This window comes from Stieleria magnilauensis, assembly GCA_007753675.1.
GTDB classification, from domain to species: Bacteria; Planctomycetota; Planctomycetia; order Pirellulales; family Pirellulaceae; genus Stieleria; species Stieleria magnilauensis.
On record CP036432.1, the window covers coordinates 2,092,060 to 2,109,260 of the forward strand.

Below are 17,201 nucleotides of genomic sequence, written 5' to 3' on the forward strand. Positions count from 1 at the left end.
ACTGGCCGTAACGATTTTACTGGCAATCGTCGCTCAGGGCAGTCGAAAACTCACTGAGAGTGGCTTCTTCTCGACCGCCGACCGACCGCAATCTGTCCATGAACTCATCGACTCTCTCGTTGATCACTGTGCTGGTGATCGGTTCCAGCCTGCCGGGACAGGACGCGGCGGAGCCGCTGCGACTTGCTCCGGTCCTAATCGAAGACGTCAGCCGAGCATCCCCGCCGGACGATTCACCATCGCTATCGCGACCAACCGCCGAGCCACTGCGACAGCGCGGCGACGCTTCCGAACCGGTCTCGCGCCCGCGCGAAAGCAAGCCGAACGCCACGACAACACAGCTTGCTCAATTGGACAAACCGCTTTCGCAAATTCGGCTTTCCGGATTGGCATCGCCGCGGCAGGTTTCACAGCCGGGTTTCACGCAACCAAGCGTTTGGATGACCGCCGGCGGAGTGGGTCCCGGCGAACCGCTCGACTCGGTGACCACCTACACACGAAGGCGGTTGTATTTTGAAGACGCGCCGCTGGAGCGATGCGGCGAAACCGAATGGATTTTTTCTGGCGGGATCATGACCAATTTACATTCGGGAGCAAAGTTTCTGATCGATACCGCCCTGCTGCCGTACCGCTTGATCCGCCAGCGACCTGACGAATTAGTCGGCGCGGTGGCCGAATGAACCACGGAAGTGGTCTTGGCGAGCCCGCCTTGACTTTGATAAGTCCCAATGTCCGACGGTCTTGCCGTCACGAACCATTCCCGTTGAAGTCTTGGTTTTGGAAACGGAATGCCGCACCAACCAATCATCGATACTGACATGACACATCGTCGTCGCCTGCGCTCTTTCACCTGTGGCGCCCTCGCCGCAGTCCTCTGTGTGCTGGCATGCGGGTGTCATGACGGGCCGCTTTACGGTCTCAAACGGATCAACCCATACTTCGCGATGCGAGAATGGAAACGCGACCGAGAACTCGGTGTGACCGACCACCAGCGACGGCAAGAGCTGCAGAACCTGGCCAGTCAGATCGGCGGCATGAGCGCGAAAGAACAAGCGAAATGGGCAACCCACCTGGATCGCATCATCGAAAACGATCCCAGCCCTGAAATGCGACGACTGTCGATTCTCGCAGCCAGCAAACTGAGGACGCCCGACGCGATCGACTTGATCGAACGCGGACTCGACGACGAAAGCTTGAAGGTGCAAATGGAAGCCTGTCGCTCGCTGGGAAAACGCCGTGAACCCGAAGCCGCCCAGTTGCTCGCGTCCACACTCGGCACGACGCCCGAAGCTGATGTCAAGAATTCGGCAATCGCCGCACTCGGCAAACATAAGGGCAACGTCCCCGTCGAATCACTGCGATTAGCCTTGGAAGACCGCGACCCGGCAACCATTCATCTGGCGATGCAAAGCTTGAAAGGCGTCATCGGCAAAGACTACGGCAACGACCCGCAACAATGGATCGCCGCAATCGATGCGCAATCCGCGCCCGACGCCAGCGGCACAGAATCGGACGACGTCCGCGTGGCCGACGGCCAAGGCGACGAGAAAACGATCCGGTAAAGCCTGCACCCTGGTGAGAAACAGCGGAACGCGGCATCGCTATCGGCCGATGCTTGCCAGCGCCCGACATCCGAGCGCTTTCTAACAACTTTATCTTCGGGCGGCTCGCTTGATCGGAACCGAAGCCAGACCGGATATGAGATCAGACCGGAAGCGGGGCCAGGCACCAAAAGCCAAATGGCCCGAAGGGTGCTTCGCATTTTTTGGTTCCCGCCCCCTTTCCGCAGACGATCCTAAAAACTCGCTGTGACAAAGCACGAGATCGAGTTTCAATACCATTCGATCAGCCTCGTTGATGACGAGCAAACGGCGTGGCTTTAAGCTGAAACCGAATGGCTCGTGGCCGTTCGATTGATTCGATCCTCCGAATCTGACCCGACCACATTAGTCGGGCGCCTTCGTGACGGGCCCCACGCGGTCCCTTGCCAACGCGCGCGGGCTTCAATCGAAAGGCTGCTGGTACCGCCCCGCGATTACCAGCCGCCCAATTCCCGACAGACACGAACCGCTACGCCGCTTTCTCTTCGGCGGCATTGAGTTTGTTGTACAGCGTTTTGACGCTGACCCCCAATTCCTCGGCGGCGGCCTTTTTGTCACCGTCGTTTCGCTCGATCGCGCGTTCAATCGCAATCATTTCCATTTCGCGAATGGTCATCGGACCGGCATCACGAATTTCGCTTCGCAACTGGCGGCGACTGAAGTGCCGCGGCAAGTGCTCTGCATCGATCGGCAGGGCATCGCACAGGATCGCGGCGTGTTCGACCACATTTGCCAGTTCACGGACATTGCCGGGCCACTTGTGGGCCAGCAACTCTGCGGTGGCCTGCGGTGTGAACAAGGCGTCATCGTCGCCATCGTTGCGGTGACGGCGCAGCAAGTGAACCGCCAGCGGCATCAGGTCGTCGATCCGCTCTCGCAGCGGCGGCACATGGATTTCGAAGGTGTTGATGCGGAACATCAGGTCTTCGCGGAACTGCTCCTCGCCGACCATCTTTTCCAGGTCGCGGTGGGTGGCGCAGATGACGCGCACGTCGACGCGTTTGGATTGGTTGCTGCCCAATCGCCGGATGTCACCGGTTTCTAACACGCGCAACAGTTTCGCCTGCATCGTCATCGGCAACTCGCCGATCTCGTCCAGGAAGATCGTGCCTCCGTCGGCCACTTCAAACAATCCGACCCGCGCATTGTCGGCGCCCGTGAAGGCGCCTTTGACGTGCCCGAACAGTTCGCTCTCGATCAGGTTTTCCGGCAGGGCACCACAGTTGATGGAAACCATCGGCTCGCCGGCCCGCAGGCTGGCCTGGTGGACCGCACGAGCGACCAGTTCTTTGCCGCATCCGGTTTCGCCCAGGATCAATACCGTGCTGTCGGTCGGGCCCACTTTTTCGATCACCTTGCGGACCTGCAGCATCGACTTGCCGTCGCCCACCAATTCGGAATCTCCCTCCGCTTGGCGGACGCGGTGCTCCAGCGCGGCCAGACGTCGCGATTGCGACAGGCGATGATAGACTTCGCTGAGCAAGGATTTGATTTGCTTGAAACTGCACGGCTTGCTGATGAAGGCGAAGACGTGGTTTTCGATCGCAGTCAACGCGGACTTCAGGTCAGGTTTGCCGGTGATCACGACCGCTTCGATCTCCGGGCGAATCTTGCGTGCCCGAGCGATCACTTCGGCACCCTTGATGCCCGGCATGTCCAAATCGACGATCATGCAATCGAACGGCTCCCGCTCGAGTGCCGCGATCGCTGTTTCTCCATCAGGGCAGACGACCACGCTGTGGCCGAGTTTTTCAAGCTGAGTCTTCATCAGCGTCTGCAGCGACGTTTCATCGTCGGCGTACAGGACGTGCATGGATTCACATTCAGGCGACTTTTTGGACATCATTCCACTTGGTCGAAGAGGGCAGTTCATCATGATCGTTCAGCTCCCGCGACGCGTAGAACGTCGAATCGGAAGGAGACTCTTTCTTGGCGGGCTCCGTCGGCAGCCGCAAGATCATTTTCGATCCCCGGCCTTCTCCCTCGCTTTGCGGCGTCAGGGACCCGTGATGCAACGACACGATTCGATAGCTAATGCTCAGGCCCAATCCGGTGCCGCTGTCATCGCGGCGGCGGGTAAAGAACGGCTCGAAGAGATGGTCCATCACTTCCTGGTCCATGCCGCAACCGTCGTCCTTGACTTCGACAACGGCCTCCTTCGTGCCGCTGAACGGGTCGATCTCGTGCCGCACGTACACGTCGACGTTGCCGTCGGTGTCCACCGACTCCAGGGCATTGGAAACCAGGTTCAAAACGACTTGCTGGATCTCCTGGGAATTACAGTACGCGGCGACACCCTCGTCGGCGTGCGTGCGAATCGTCTTGCAGCGGTACTCGCCGACCTTTCCGACCATCGACACGACTCCCGCGACCAGTTGGCCGAGGTCTTCTTGATTGCGGCTGGAATTACTCAATCGGCTGAAGTTGAGCAGCCGCTGGGTGATGCCCTTGCACCGAAACGCTTCGGATTGGATCAGCCCCAGGTTGGTCTGCAGCTCTTGCAGAAATTCCTGGTTGAACCGTTCTTTCTCCTCCGCCGGCAGATCTTCGAGCGTGCCCTCGAGCGCCTCGGCGCCCCAGGCAATCGCACCCAGCGGATTGTTGATCTCATGCGCAACGCCGGCGGCCAGGAATCCGACGCTGGCGAGTTGTTCGTTCTGGATCACTTCTCGTGTTCGCTCACGGACCTCCTGCTCGGCACGCCGTTTGGCCAGCGTTTCATTCGCCACCGCGCGGTTGAATCGGTCGGTAATGTCGTTGACGGTGTCGGCCATCAATCCGATTTCATCGTTGGTGCCCAACAGGATCTTGTGTTGGTGATGACCGCTGGCGATCAATTGCGAGCCGCGGAACAGGGTTCGAAACGGCACGACGATCAGCGTCCAGAATTGCCACGCCATGAAGATGATCAGAAACGCGGACAATCCCGTGTAAACGCGGAACCCATTGCGGTTTGCCCTCTGTTCGGTGTGAACGCTGTCGCGAAACTTTTTCATTTTCCCCTGGATCTCGCCGAAGTACTCGTTCGTCAAGGTCGCCAGATCGTCGATCGACTTTTCCAGGTGCTGAGCGTCGTATCGTGAAAGCGTTCCGTCGAGAAGATTGCGTTGGGACCAGGTTGTGGTGACGTCTTGCAGTAGCGCATTAATGCCGCGCAGGCTGACGTCTTGTTGGCCCCTGTCGAGCAACAATCGTGTCTCACCACGCTCGCTCGGACGCGCCAGAACCGTCAACAGGTAAGGTGCGAGATGGCGACGAAAATGCATCAGGCGATCATCGATACTGACCTCGTCCATGCCAAGCAAAGACCCTTCGATGCCCTCGAATCCGATCATTTGATTCGACTCGATGCGTGCCTTCAGGTCGATGAATTGCTCATACGACTGCCTCAGCAATTCCGCCTGTTGATTGAGCTCATGGGCGTGCTCGATCTCGTCGGCCAGCAGGCTGATCTCGGTCGCCAGGTAGCGGTCGCGGGCAAGTTGCGACCAGCTGTTGAAAACCAGCAGCCCGATCACGAACGCCAGGCCACACAGGCCGAAGATCATCTTGGTTCGGATTTTCCATTTTCGCATCGCTGCAGGTGCCTTCCCTTGCACGAATCAGAGCCAACTGTCCACCGTGAAACTCGGCTGGTGTCGACGATACGGACCGCGTCGGTCAGCGGCAAGGTCAACCCGATCCGAATCGGCACAGATGGTAAAATGCGTCCGATCGGCTGCGAAATTTCGTGCTTTCCATCGCCCCGCGAACCTTTTAGCAGGGGCGTGCGTCATAGAGCACAGTCAGATTGTTCTTGCTTTTTACTTGCCGAGTAAGGATACTTCTGTTGTCGGGTCGCACTGACGCGGTGCGACGGACTACTTCCGAACGCTTCCGGCACCACTCTTGTTGGCGCAAGGGTCGGACGCGTCAAACCAAAGTTTTAAAAGGAGGTGATCAAGTGGATTATTGCTGTACTAGCCAACGGGGAAGCAACCCGTAGACCAAGTCGGCGGGCTGACGCTCATGGGTCAGCTTCCCCACTCGAGATCATCTTTTTGATCACGAGATACATACCCGTTCGTCGAGATTTTACCTTGGTCTCGGCGAGCGGGTTTTTTCATGCCTCCGCCGCCTCAACCGGCAGAGTGCATCACCAACCGGCGTCACTCTGGCGCCGCCACCGGCACCGGCTCGGGTGGTGACGCTGTCGCCCCGAGCGTCAGTGCAAGAATCCCGAAGAAGGTGAGGGCGAATCCGAGCAACAGCAGCCAGAAAAACGTCCACCCGACGACCACCAAGCAACCGGTCGTCGACTTGATGTGGGGGTCCGTCGTCGGCGTGTAAGGATTCGATTCATTCATGCCTGAATTGTACCCGCCCCCCGAGGCCAGCGCGGCGGTGCCGTTCGGCCTCAGCCGGTGTCAATCTCCCCGCGGCAGTGCGTGACATTGCCGCCAGGGTGCCGGATCGATAAACTTCCGGTTCTTGCAACAGGGACCGCATTTCGGCAAAGCCTGCCACGAAACGCACGCCTTGCCAGAACAAACCGCCCCAAACACCACCCGCGCCCATAGCTCAGCTGGATAGAGCATCGGACTTCTAATCCGACGGTCGGAGGTTCGAATCCTCCTGGGCGTGCTGTTGAGGGGATTGGGGTCAAAAGATGGATTGGTCAAAAAATGGAGAAAGAGAGCGCGGGCGGGGTGTCGTCGTACGGACTCATTTTTTGACCACCCCATTTTTTGACCAGCTGCCCGGCTCCTGATTCCGAACTCGTCGGGACCGAGGGGCGAGATCTCGTGGCGCCCCATCCCTTGCGATTCAAAGACACCGAACAAATTGGCGCGCTAATCACCAGCTTTGCGTCTGCACGCAATGCAGCCGATGGCACAAGTATTGAGCATCTGTGGCCTGGGATTCGCTTTTGACGTCACGGTTCGATACGTGCCCTGGCGTACTTGCTGGAAGGACCTCACGCAAAGCCGCCAAGCCGCCAAGATTTGAACCCGCTCCTTTGCGGCTTGGCGTCTTTGCGTGATCCTTGAGTCTCTTCGTGCGCGGTCGACTCGGCCCGGGAAAACAAACCGACGCCTGTTAATCTCAATGCTGAGAATCGACGCCTGAATGCAGGCTGCAAATTGGGACGCTGAATTCCCCCCGCCGATTCCGTTCGGCTACCTTGTTCACGTGCGTCGATCGCTCAAACTGTCATCGTGCCCGAACGCGCGAACCGTGCGGTGCACCGTTGTTGAACTCAATCGAATTGCTTTCCACTTCGACGCTTGACGTGCGGTGTCGATGGGTTGGGCAAATGCGTGACTCCAGCCCGCAAGGCTGGCGCCAGCTTCTTGGATCCTTTGGCCGCAGGTCGTCAGCGTTTTGGTGCGGGCGCCGTCTTGATCTCTCGTGGCCCATTGAGTGAACCGCAGGCGCATGGCTCCCCCGTCACTTGCGTCGTGTGGTCGAAGGGTGTTTTTCTTTTCTTGAAAGACCAATCCGACCGAACACACGACGCGCCGTTCCTTGGGAGTCGAGCGCCCGCGGATATTGAACCTGCACCAATGAGATCAAGACGCGGTTCACAGTTTCCCGGAGGTGACGCTGCGCTCACCTCGGGCTAATGGCTGTGATCCCCTCGGGATCAAGGAAAGTGTCCTCCTCCACGCGCGTCGTGTGGTCGGGGTGGATTTCCATTTCGCGTTCAACGACGAACCACCGCGGAGCGGTGCCACAACACAGGCCGGGGTCGCGGAGCGCACCCTGGGTCGTGATTCCGCCCGGAGATGAAAACGCTGGCAACCTCAGCCAGCATCCGTTCTAATCGAGTCCCATCACTTCACCTGAGGGGCGACAAAGTTCTAGCGCCCGATGGATCCCCGTTCCTCTGCATGCGCGAATCGATCGCAATTCGTTATCATTCCGACCAGCATGTGCGCATGCTGACAACTGAGGCTCATTATCATGAGTAAATCATTTCATGAGTCACCGCACGCGTTCGAGGTCCGATCTTCAATCCCGGTCCTGCGGATGTTCGATGAAGCCAAGGCGAACGCATTCTATCTGGCGTATTTGGGATTTGAGATCGACTGGGAGTCTCGTTTTTCGCCGACGGCGCCACTGTATTTGCAGATCCACCTCGGAGATGCCATCCTTCATCTCAATGGGCATGCGAAAGAGGACGCGCCGATTTATGAGGTCAATATTCCAGTCCTCGGATTGCAAAACTATTGTGACTATCTGAATGCGAAAAAATCCGAATATCCAGAGGCAGTCGCCGTGGATCCACGATACCAGGGACGGAATACAGACCTAAATATCTGGGATCCGTTCGGCAACTATCTGGTTTTCTGTTCGCAGACGACAGAAAGTTAGTGACCGATAACAACCAATAAGCATTTGACTTGCGACTGAGACTTAGATGACGAATGATTTGATCCGCGTCGGGCTTCCTGACGAATCGTTGAGTGAACTGCGGGAGGCCAAGCGGGTGCTGGAGCACCACGGGATCGCCGACCGTCTGACCGAATTGGTCGGGGCGCCGATCACGGCGTCGTTGAAGATGTTGCCGGATGCGGCTGAAGGCATGATTCACAGCGCGATCGAAAAGTCGCTGCGGATTGCTCTCGACGCCGCGGTCAAGACGCTCGGTCAGGGAGCCGAGAAGGATCGAAAACCAAAACTGTTGACACACAAATTGCTCGCGGGGCTCAGCGGTGCCGCCGGCGGAGCACTCGGGGGCGCCACCATCGCCGCGGAATTGCCGGTCTCGACGGTGTTGATTTTGCGGAGCGTCGCGGACATCGCCCGCAGCGAAGGCGAAGACCTGGCGAAAATCGAAACTCGGCTCGCCTGCCTGGAAGTCTTCGCGCTCGATCCCGGCAAACCGTCCGACATCAAGGACGATACCGAGATCGGTTACTTCGCGGTCCGGGCGGCGATGGCAAAACAAATCAAGGACGCGTCGCAGTACATCGTCAAGAACGGCTTGGCCGATTCCGCCGCGCCGCCGCTGGTCAAGCTGATCGCGCAAATCGGCAAACGATTCGGGATCGTCGTCAGCGAAAAAATCGCCGCGCAGGCCATTCCCGTGATCGGGGCCGTCGGCGGGGCACTGATCAACAGCTACTTCATCGATCACTACCAAGACCTCGCCCGGGCACATTTCACGATCCGACGCCTGGAACGCACGCACGGGGAACAGCCGGTCCGAGAGGCCTATCGGCGGCTGTGAGACGTCGCGACGCCCGCCGAATTGGACCATGTTCCCGATCCCCCATCCGGCGATTCAAGTCGCACGACACCCCGCCTGGCTCGCATGAGATAAACTTGTGCCGCGTCCCCGGACATGCCCTTCTTTCCCCCCTTCGAATTTGGAACTTGACCATGAAGCTGGCGTTCACCTCTCTTGCCCTCCTGTCTGTCGCGTTGTTGAGTGGCGGGCCGATCCTCGCCGACGAGGCTTCCGCGCCGACGGCGGGGAAGCAGATCGAACAGACGTTGCAGACGAGCGACGGCGGCAGCATTTCGTACCTGCTGTATCTGCCCAAGGACTACGACGGCGAGTCGAAGCAGCCCCTGATTCTGTTCCTTCATGGTCGTGGCGAAAGCTACGGACCACTCAGTCTGGTCGCCAAGTGGGGACCGCCACGCTTCGCCGCTCGGGGTGACGATCTGCCGTACATCCTGGTATCCCCGCAATGCCCCGGCGACGATTCATGGAGAAACCCGACGCAACAGAAGCGACTCGTCGAGCTGCTCGATCACATCGTCAGCACCCTCAGCATCGATGAAAACCACGTCGCCCTGACCGGGCTGAGCATGGGCGGCTACGGGACCTGGCGATTAGCAGCCGACCATCCGGATCGGTTCTCCGCCGCCGTCCCGGTGTGCGGCGGTGGTGACCCGGAGGATGCAGCGAAACTGAAGGACTTGCCGATTTGGATCTTCCATGGTGACCAGGACGGAGCGGTGCCGTTTCAACGATCCGTCGAAATGTTCGACGCGATCAAGCAAGCCGGTGGCGAGAAGGTTCGCTTCACCTCTCTCGAGCACATCGGACACAACTGCTGGTCGGCGACCTACGCGACACCCGAACTGTTCGACTGGATCAGCAAGCAGAAGCGGGAGAATTAGAGACGCCGGAAAAGGGTTAGTCAAAAAATGAAGTGGTCAAAAAATAGTCGCCCTAGCGAACGTGGCACGGCACGCCTGAGAATGCTTCATTTCTTGACCACCGAATCTTTTGACCAACTCCTCAGACACCGTTCCCCGTGAATTCACTCGCGTGCGACGTAGACGTAGTACGCGCCACAGATCTCGTTTCCTTCGTCGTCGAGAAAGGTGGTCGTCAGCTCGATCGGCCCCGATTGCAAGTCGACCGTGGTGGCGAAGAAGGATTGTGATTCATCGGGCTGAAGTGTTTTCGTGATGTCCCCGATCTGGACGGTGGCCGACGCGATCGGCAACGATTCGCCCCTGACGAAGGTTCCGTCAACGACCTGCGTTTCCGGAACGGATGCCTGGAGCGAGAGTCCGGATTCCCGTGGCCAACGGCGGAGTTCCATTCGATACGTTCCGGCGCGATCGACGGCCAAGTGCCAGGTACCGTTCTTGCGATCGGCGCGGCGGATTTGCCGCTGCTGATCGACGAACACATCCAGCCATTCACATGCCGTCAGCAACATCGGGTTTTCGGCGTCGTTTCCGATGATCACGCGTTGCGGCGTCATGACATCGTCTTTGACCCCGTCCCACCACGTCTGCAGATGCGAGCGCATTTTGGCGACGACTCGTTGGTGTGCCGCGGCAACGTTTCGATCCTGATGCGGGTCCGCGTCGATGTTGTACAGTTCTCGGTTTTCCAGCAATCGCCACTGTTTCCACAACACGCCGGCGCCGTCGCGGTGCGGGATCGCCGGACTTTCTTTGGTGTATTTGACACGGAACCCAGGCATGCGACTGTAATTGATGACCAACATGCGATCGCCCAGCGAGTCACGCTCGCGGCGCATCAACGGCGCCAAACTTTGACCGTCCAGGCGAGTCGACGGGGGCGGGACATCGGCCAGGTCGGCGAGCGTCGGCAACAGGTCTTGGACGTGGGTCAGTTCGTCGATCTCGCGAGCCGGCCCGATCGGTCCGGCAGGCCAGCGGATGAAGCAGGGCACACGGTGGCCGCCTTCCCAGAGCTGCGTTTTTTTGCCTCGCATGCCGGCGTTGAAGTAGTCCTGGCCCATCGTGCTTCCGTTGTCGGTCAAGAACACGACGATCGTGTTGTCAAACCGTTGCGCTTGCTGCAATCGCTGATCCAGCTTGCCGACGTTTTCATCGATGTTGGCACCCATCGCGAGGAAGCTGATCAGGTCGGCCTGCTGTTGTTGGTTCAGGTGTTTGACGATTTCCGGGTTGTCTTCGATCGCCTTGCGCAGTGGCTCACGATACTTTTCGGGAACAAACCAGGGCCAATGCGCCGCGTTGAGTGCGATGTAGGCGAAGAATGGTCGGTCATCGTCTTTGGCGATCCAATCGGCGGCTTCATCAAAAAAGACATCGGTGCAATACCCCTGGTATCGCTGTCGCTTGGTGTTGTGAATGTAGGTGTCGTCGAAATAGTCGTTGTCCCAGAAATCGGGCACGCTGTTGATATGCGACGAAGGGAACCACAACGCCTCTTCGAAACCGCGGTCTTCCGGGCGGAAGGGGTAGTTATCGCCCAAGTGCCATTTGCCGAAGATCCCGGTGCGATACCCGGCGTCTTGAAACACGTTGGCGATCGTCTTCAGATCCGCTTTTAGCAAGGTGCGACCGCTGCTGACGTTGCTCGCCCCGTTGCGAAACGCGTCCAGTCCGGTCATCAATTGTCCGCGTGTCGGCGTGCACATCGGCGCGACGTGAAAGTCAGTCAATCGCACGGATTGGCCGGCCAGTCGATCGATGTTCGGCGTCTCCGTCAGCGGGTTTCCGTTGCACGAAAATTCACCGTAGCCTTGATCGTCGGTCATGATGACGATCACGTTGGGTTGGTCGGCACAAAGGTCTGGGACACACAAGACGGCCGCGGCGGCGGCAAGAAGCAAACGCATCATCGGGTGGGGCAAATCTGGAAGGGCGGGAGCGGAGATCGCCAAGTTTAATCGGCTCGACAACCCAATGGAACAAACCGATCCGCGACGAACAAGATGTGTCCGCCTCTAACCTAAGCCCCAACATCTGGACGGCCGGGTGTTGCTCTCACCAAGGGCTTCTTTCAACTCTCCGAGTCCACCGGAATCCGGTCTGTTCGCGGCTCGACAGATTACGCATCGTCGGTTCCTTCGCGGTGACACGCTGCTTCAAATCCCAAGCTGCATGAAAGTCCTTGCTGCCGGCGGTGGCCGACGAAAGCGGCGGAGTGTTTCGCGTGATGTGATCGGTCCCAGCGTCGTAGTAGAGACCAGTGCCGGTTTCGGCTGCCGCCAATGCGGATCGATGGGAGAACGGTTGACTGCAAAATGAGCCACTCGTGACGGCACTGGACATTAAGACTCTGATCGTTGCCAAAATATTGACGGATAATTTGGAACAAAATCACCTGAAGACTGCGGGAGGAGGACAGCCGCTACGGAGTGACAACGAATCCTCAGCCGCCATTGGCCCTGCGGTCAGAACGTGTTTTCGATGGTGGGGAAATCCGAGCGTGTCTGCAGAGGACGCTGCGATCCCCCTCAGTGGACACTTAACGGGGATCTGGTTCGCGTACATCGGTCGCATCGCATTGCGTTGTTGATATAAAGAAGCCTTGGTGATGTCGTGTGTGGGGAGGGTGCGTAAGGCCCGTGGACCTGGTTGATGACGGAACGCGAATCGTTACAGTGAGCTTCGGGGCCAACGATCCGTTAACTCAACAGCAGCATTGTTTGGCAACCACGTGAGCACATCGACGTACAAGCCTGCCGGTGAAACTGATTTTGGCTCCACCTCGAAGCCGCCGTTCGGGGAGGATTCGCGAGAACACTCGAGTGTCGGAATCTGCGTGCGGGACACCCGGCCGCAGACCTTTTGCGAGCACTCATCCCCGTCGACCGACGACGTTCTGGTCAACGTCTTATGCAAACGAGATCAGCGGACGCTGCTCGTACTGATTGCCGGCTGGTTGCTAGGCGTTGTCTTTTTCTACCTTTGGTGGTTCGATGGAGATCACGTCGCCGGGCCATTCAAGTTCGCGCTCAACACATTGCTCGTTACGTGGACCTCGGTGGTGCCTGCGTACCTGTTGTTCTTTGTCGTTCAGATGAAGCGGGTCAATCCGCAGCTAGCCATCCCGCAGACGTGGCGGGTGGCAATGGTGACCACACGCGCTCCATCAGAACCGTTCGAAGTGGTTCAAGAAACGCTGTTGGCAATGCTGGATCAAACGTATCCGCACGATACGTGGCTAGCCGACGAAGACCCCAGCGACGACATCCTGCAGTGGTGTGCCGACCGTGGCATTCAGGTTTCGACGCGACGAGATTCGCCCGAGTACCATCAGCAAACTTGACCACGACGGACGAAATGCAAAGAGGGCAATCTGGCGTATTTTTATGATCACTTCGGTTATCAAAACTACGACTTCGTTGCTCAGTTGGATGCCGACCATGTTCCCGAACCGGGCTATCTTGAAGCGGTGCTTCGTCCCTTCGTCGATGAGTCGGTGGGATACGTTTCCGCTCCGAGCATCTGCGACAAGAATGCCACGGGGAGTTGGTCCGCTCGGGGGCGATTGTACGCCGAAGCAATCATGCATGGTCCGTTGCAAGCGGGATACTCGAACGGTTTTGCGCCGCTGTGCATTGGTTCGCACTACGCCGTACGCACGGCGGCTTTGCGTGATATCGGTGGCCTTGGACCGGAGTTGGCCGAGGACCACAGCACGACCCTGATGATGAACGGTCACGGTTGGCGAGGGATCCATGCGCTCGATGCGATCGCTCACGGAGAGGGACCGCCAACGTATGCCGACTGTGTGACGCAAGAATTTCAGTGGTCGCGCAGCCTGATGGTTTTGCTATTGACGCTGTTGCCCAGATACTGGCGCCGACTACCTTGGAAGCTTCGGATCCAGTTTTTATTCAGCGAGCTTTGGTACCCGTTGTTCTCCCTCTCGATTCCCCTGGGCTTGGTGCTTCCGGTTTGGGCGATCGTTTCCGGTGAGCCGTGGGTCGAGGTCAGCTACCTGGGTTTTGTTGTCCATACGCTGCCGCTCTGCCTGTTGTTGATCGGCATTCAGTCGCATCTGAAGCGGCACGGGATACTGCGTCCGATCGATTGCCCACTGCTGAGTTGGGAAGCCGCTTTGTTTCAAATTGTGCGGTGGCCGTGGTCGCTTTATGGTTCGGTCATGGGCGCCTACATGTCGGTGCGTCGCCAAGTCGTTGAGTTCCGCGTGACGCCCAAAGGCGGTTCAAAACCGACCTCGCTGCCGTGGCGTGTGCTCAGTCCCTATATCGCAGTGTTGATCGGGACCTTTGTTCCAACCATGTCGGTCACGGAGGCGGGACGCGCCACCGGCTATTTTTTCTTCATTATTTTGACGCAGGTGTTTTACGTCGTTGCACTTTTTTCCTTGGTAGTGATTCATCAGCATGAAGTCTCAAATGAAAAATGATAAACGGCTCGCGATGCAATTCGTCAGCCTTGTCGTTCTGGCGGTCTTGCCGATTTCGATGATTGCCGTCAACGGTGCCCGCGCTTTCTACGGAATCTTGGCAGAACCGTCCGGTGGAAATCGCGATACCGGAGATTCGATGCACGAAGACGAGGGGACGGACACGATAGCGTTGGACTTACGTGCGGCGCCCAGCGGTCCATCCGCCGATACCATTTCCGCTGAGGCGAATGCCGAGGGAGAAGATTCGTTGATTTTCGGTGTATACGACCCAGACGGGGAATTCGAGCGCGACCGCTCGTTGCGTTTGCGACACGTTTATGTCTCCTGGGCAGACTTCGATCGCAGCAAGTTGCGTCAGTCACTCGTTGCGATGGAGAACCGAGGATTTCAGATCCTGCTGACAATCGAACCCTGGCCCATCGCCGGCCGCGGCGACGACTTGCTGGCTTCGATCCTGGCCGGCGGCTACGACGAAACGCTCAATGATCTGGCGAGGATTTTGGACTCTCTGAACGGGCCGGTCTATGTTTCCTGGGGGCATGAAATGGATCAGGATTTGACCGAACGGTATCCCTGGTCCGGATCCGATCCCGATCGCTTCGTCGGTGCCTATCAACACGTCGTCAATTTCCTTCGTCGCCACGCAAACACAGAGTTGCGTTTCATTTGGGCAGGCGTTTTGAAGGAGGGTAGCCTCCGCTACTGGCCGGGAAACGAGTACGCGGACTATGTCGGCATGCCGGTTTACAGCTACCCGCGATGGGATCAGAAGACCTACGGATTCATCCGAGACTTTCGCACCACGTTTGAGGAAAAGGCGAAGGTCGTGGAGGAGCTCGACGTCCCACTACTGATTACCGAACTCGGTGTCAGCGGCAGTTCCGACTTCGAAGCCTTTTGGCTGCATCAGGCGTTTATGGGATTGCGCGACTATGAATCCTTGAAAGGCATCGTCTTTTTCTATGCACAGGACGTGGAAGGTGCTTGGGGCAGTGACATCGCAACGCCCGATTGGCGGGTTCATCCAGATTCGATCCGTGGCTTGGTGGAATGGGAACTACGCCAAGCAGCATCGCTGGATGCGCGCGGCCAGAACCATCAGTCTTTCGAGGCCTCTGCCCAACTCGATCAAAACGCATCTCCCCCTGTTGAATGATCGAACAAGACGCATGGCCGGAATAAAACAACTGCTGTCGGTGTGTTTGTTGCTCCTGTCCATCATTGCAGGCTTCTGCGCGTTTCGGACGGCACCGGTTTCTGGGACGCCGATGAGACAGTTCACCATTCGGCCGAACGAGCATCTCGGAGAGTTTCTGCCGAAGACGATAATCCATGTCGCGCACCCCGGTGATACGCGGACGGTGCGTTGTGAATCTACGGTCGACAACGCGTGGGTGAATCTGGACTTCCGCCTGGAAGAAACGACGACCGGCCGATCCATTCCCTTCAATGCGAACGTTTCCTATTATCACGGAAACATCGGAACCGAGGCTTGGGAATCCGGCAGCAGAGTCACGACGCAGTTTCTCGAGATTCCTGAACCGGGTGAATATTGCGTGTTCGTCAAGGGAACCACGGGGCAAGGTAACGATCCTGAGCCCATGGTTGCCCAGTCGGGAATGGACATAGATGTCTTTATCTATAACGGCCCGCAACAGACTCGCGCCTGGTTGTTGATTTTGGCGGGTTCATTGGTGATCGGGACATCCATCTTACTTTGGACGCTCGCCCATCGTCGGCCTCAGTCAAGCCGGCGGGAGGAGCAGCGATTGAACGAGAATCCGACGGCGGCGCTAGCTACCCCGCAGCACCGCGACGATGTTTTGCCCGTCCCCACATGGCCGGCACCCGCGCCGCCAAGCCGTTTGGCCATGCTGGACGGTATGCGTGGTGCGGCGGCATTGGCCGTGGTGTGCTGCCACTTTTTTGTTCCCGAGCTCTCGTCGCTTGCCACGACGTTAAACTCGATTTTCCCCGATCCGATTCCGACGTTGGCTCAGCATGGGGATTTGGGAGTCGAGGTCTTTTTCGTCCTCAGCGGATTTGTCATCGCCTTCTCGATAGGCAATCGACGAATGTCGGGACGCTATGTTGCCAACTTTGCGCTTCGCAGGTCGATCCGCCTGGATCCTCCTTACTTGGCCACGCTTGCCCTTTCGATGCTGCTGTGGGCAGCGTATTTGCCGGGAGGACTAACGGAGTGTTATCAGCAGAGTCTCGGTTGGAGAGGCGTGCTGGCGAATTCGTTCTATCTGCAAAACATCTTCGGGTTTCCCAGTTCAGTCGGGGTGGCCTGGACGCTCTGCCTGGAGATTCAATTCTACCTTGCTTACATCGGCTTATTCAGTTTGGCGCAGTTCGTGTCAGGTGCTCTGGGATCGGGTGGGCAGGATGACCGCCGCGATTTCAGTACCTCACAAACGGCGTTGTTGGCCACCTTCTTGCCTCTCTCGATTGCTTCGGTCATTTGGTGGAATTGCAGCCTTGCAGATTTCAGTTTTTTCGGTACTTGGCATCGCTTCTTTGTAGGCGTCATGTGTTACTGGGCGTTTTCGCAAAGGATCACTTCTGTCGGGTTTTTCGTGTTCGCTGTCGCACTCGCTGCACTTGCAATTCACTCACATGATCTTCGGGGTGGCACCGCCGCGACGACAGCGATTCTCATCTACGTCGCGGGACGAACTGGTCATTTGTCGACAGCGTTGTCGGCATCTTGGCTCCAATATCTCGGTCGCATCTCCTATAGCTTGTATCTCGTGCATCTTTTGGTCGGAGTTTCCTTGGTCAACATGCTATATCGCTCGGACCAGTCCAAGCCCATGGCGTTGTGCTTGCTTGTCATCGGGTTGGTCGCCAGCATTGCAGGCGCCGAATTGATGTACCGATTATTTGAGCTGCCGAGTGTCCGATTGAGCCGGAAAATGAAATGCAGAACGACAGAAACAATCGCGTCGCCTGTGTCTTTCTAAGTCGCATCGGGTGTCATG

Annotated in this window: 13 protein-coding genes and 1 tRNA gene; 10 read left to right on the forward strand and 4 right to left on the reverse strand. The window is 57.8% G+C overall.

The window, feature by feature from the left end; translation table 11 throughout:
- Positions 1 to 98: 98 nt before the first annotated feature.
- On the forward strand, positions 99 to 680 hold the full coding sequence (locus TBK1r_RS07515) for a hypothetical protein (protein WP_145208600.1): 582 nt from the start codon (positions 99 to 101) through the stop codon (positions 678 to 680).
- A 264-nt stretch (positions 681 to 944) separates the two neighbouring features.
- Complete coding sequence (locus tag TBK1r_RS07520) at positions 945 to 1,562, forward strand: HEAT repeat domain-containing protein (protein ID WP_419581092.1); 618 nt, start codon at positions 945 to 947, stop codon at positions 1,560 to 1,562.
- A 508-nt stretch (positions 1,563 to 2,070) separates the two neighbouring features.
- On the opposite strand, the gene TBK1r_RS07525 is transcribed toward TBK1r_RS07520, so the two are convergent.
- The 3 genes from TBK1r_RS07525 to TBK1r_RS07535 form a co-directional block, all read right to left on the reverse strand.
- On the reverse strand, positions 2,071 to 3,414 hold the full coding sequence (locus TBK1r_RS07525) for a sigma-54-dependent transcriptional regulator (protein WP_145222236.1): 1,344 nt from the start codon (positions 3,412 to 3,414) through the stop codon (positions 2,071 to 2,073).
- A 10-nt stretch (positions 3,415 to 3,424) separates the two neighbouring features.
- Positions 3,425 to 5,176, reverse strand: coding sequence for a sensor histidine kinase (locus TBK1r_RS07530; protein WP_145208601.1), 1,752 nt, complete (start codon positions 5,174 to 5,176; stop codon positions 3,425 to 3,427).
- 573 nt (positions 5,177 to 5,749) lie between these two features.
- The gene (locus tag TBK1r_RS07535) at positions 5,750 to 5,947 is read right to left on the reverse strand and encodes a hypothetical protein (protein ID WP_145208603.1); all 198 of its coding nucleotides are present in this window, start codon (positions 5,945 to 5,947) and stop codon (positions 5,750 to 5,752) included.
- A gap of 203 nt (positions 5,948 to 6,150) precedes the next feature.
- Here TBK1r_RS07535 and TBK1r_RS07540 point away from each other — a divergent pair.
- The 4 genes from TBK1r_RS07540 to TBK1r_RS07555 all read left to right on the forward strand — a co-directional run bounded on the left by TBK1r_RS07540 (position 6,151) and on the right by TBK1r_RS07555 (position 9,719).
- Positions 6,151 to 6,224 (forward strand) — tRNA-Arg (locus TBK1r_RS07540).
- 1,323 nt (positions 6,225 to 7,547) lie between these two features.
- Complete coding sequence (locus TBK1r_RS07545; RefSeq protein ID WP_145208604.1) at positions 7,548 to 7,958, forward strand: glyoxalase superfamily protein; 411 nt, start codon at positions 7,548 to 7,550, stop codon at positions 7,956 to 7,958.
- A 46-nt stretch (positions 7,959 to 8,004) separates the two neighbouring features.
- Positions 8,005 to 8,817 carry an EcsC family protein gene (locus TBK1r_RS07550; protein WP_145208605.1) on the forward strand — a complete coding sequence of 271 codons (813 nt, stop codon included), beginning with the start codon at positions 8,005 to 8,007 and terminating at the stop codon, positions 8,815 to 8,817.
- Between the two features lie 152 nt (positions 8,818 to 8,969).
- Positions 8,970 to 9,719 carry a carboxylesterase family protein gene (locus TBK1r_RS07555; RefSeq protein ID WP_145208607.1) on the forward strand — a complete coding sequence of 250 codons (750 nt, stop codon included), beginning with the start codon at positions 8,970 to 8,972 and terminating at the stop codon, positions 9,717 to 9,719.
- Positions 9,720 to 9,862: 143 nt separating this feature from the next.
- On the opposite strand, the gene TBK1r_RS07560 is transcribed toward TBK1r_RS07555, so the two are convergent.
- The gene (locus TBK1r_RS07560) at positions 9,863 to 11,671 is read right to left on the reverse strand and encodes an arylsulfatase (protein WP_145208609.1); all 1,809 of its coding nucleotides are present in this window, start codon (positions 11,669 to 11,671) and stop codon (positions 9,863 to 9,865) included.
- Positions 11,672 to 12,492: 821 nt separating this feature from the next.
- On the opposite strand from TBK1r_RS07560, the gene TBK1r_RS07565 reads away from it, so the two are divergent.
- From TBK1r_RS07565 to TBK1r_RS07575, 4 genes are read left to right on the forward strand one after another with little or no spacing between them, the layout of a single operon-like run.
- Complete coding sequence (locus TBK1r_RS07565; protein WP_145208611.1) at positions 12,493 to 13,104, forward strand: glycosyltransferase family protein; 612 nt, start codon at positions 12,493 to 12,495, stop codon at positions 13,102 to 13,104.
- Between the two features lie 30 nt (positions 13,105 to 13,134).
- A complete protein-coding gene (locus TBK1r_RS07570) occupies positions 13,135 to 14,211 on the forward strand; it encodes a glycosyltransferase family 2 protein (RefSeq protein WP_145208612.1) in 1,077 nt (358 codons plus the stop codon).
- On the forward strand, positions 14,201 to 15,370 hold the full coding sequence (locus TBK1r_RS38415; protein WP_419581093.1) for a glycoside hydrolase family 26 protein: 1,170 nt from the start codon (positions 14,201 to 14,203) through the stop codon (positions 15,368 to 15,370). The genes TBK1r_RS07570 and TBK1r_RS38415 overlap by 11 nt, the downstream gene beginning before the upstream one ends.
- Positions 15,363 to 17,183: an acyltransferase family protein gene (locus TBK1r_RS07575; RefSeq protein WP_419581094.1), complete on the forward strand. Its 1,821-nt coding sequence runs from the start codon at positions 15,363 to 15,365 to the stop codon at positions 17,181 to 17,183. The genes TBK1r_RS38415 and TBK1r_RS07575 overlap by 8 nt, the downstream gene beginning before the upstream one ends.
- Positions 17,184 to 17,201 lie beyond the last annotated feature (18 nt).

What these genes read in the sequence shown, in the direction of transcription:
- TBK1r_RS07515 (WP_145208600.1), top strand. Translation starts at nt 99, where the DNA reads ATGAACTCATCGACTCTCTCGTTGATCACTGTGCTGGTGATCGGTTCC.
- TBK1r_RS07520 (WP_419581092.1), top strand. Translation starts at nt 945, where the DNA reads ATGCGAGAATGGAAACGCGACCGAGAACTCGGTGTGACCGACCACCAG.
- TBK1r_RS07525 (WP_145222236.1), bottom strand. Translation starts at nt 3,414, where the DNA reads ATGCACGTCCTGTACGCCGACGATGAAACGTCGCTGCAGACGCTGATG.
- TBK1r_RS07530 (WP_145208601.1), bottom strand. Translation starts at nt 5,176, where the DNA reads ATGCGAAAATGGAAAATCCGAACCAAGATGATCTTCGGCCTGTGTGGC.
- TBK1r_RS07535 (WP_145208603.1), bottom strand. Translation starts at nt 5,947, where the DNA reads ATGAATGAATCGAATCCTTACACGCCGACGACGGACCCCCACATCAAG.
- TBK1r_RS07545 (WP_145208604.1), top strand. Translation starts at nt 7,548, where the DNA reads ATGAGTAAATCATTTCATGAGTCACCGCACGCGTTCGAGGTCCGATCT.
- TBK1r_RS07550 (WP_145208605.1), top strand. Translation starts at nt 8,005, where the DNA reads ATGACGAATGATTTGATCCGCGTCGGGCTTCCTGACGAATCGTTGAGT.
- TBK1r_RS07555 (WP_145208607.1), top strand. Translation starts at nt 8,970, where the DNA reads ATGAAGCTGGCGTTCACCTCTCTTGCCCTCCTGTCTGTCGCGTTGTTG.
- TBK1r_RS07560 (WP_145208609.1), bottom strand. Translation starts at nt 11,671, where the DNA reads ATGATGCGTTTGCTTCTTGCCGCCGCCGCGGCCGTCTTGTGTGTCCCA.
- TBK1r_RS38415 (WP_419581093.1), top strand. Translation starts at nt 14,201, where the DNA reads ATGAAAAATGATAAACGGCTCGCGATGCAATTCGTCAGCCTTGTCGTT.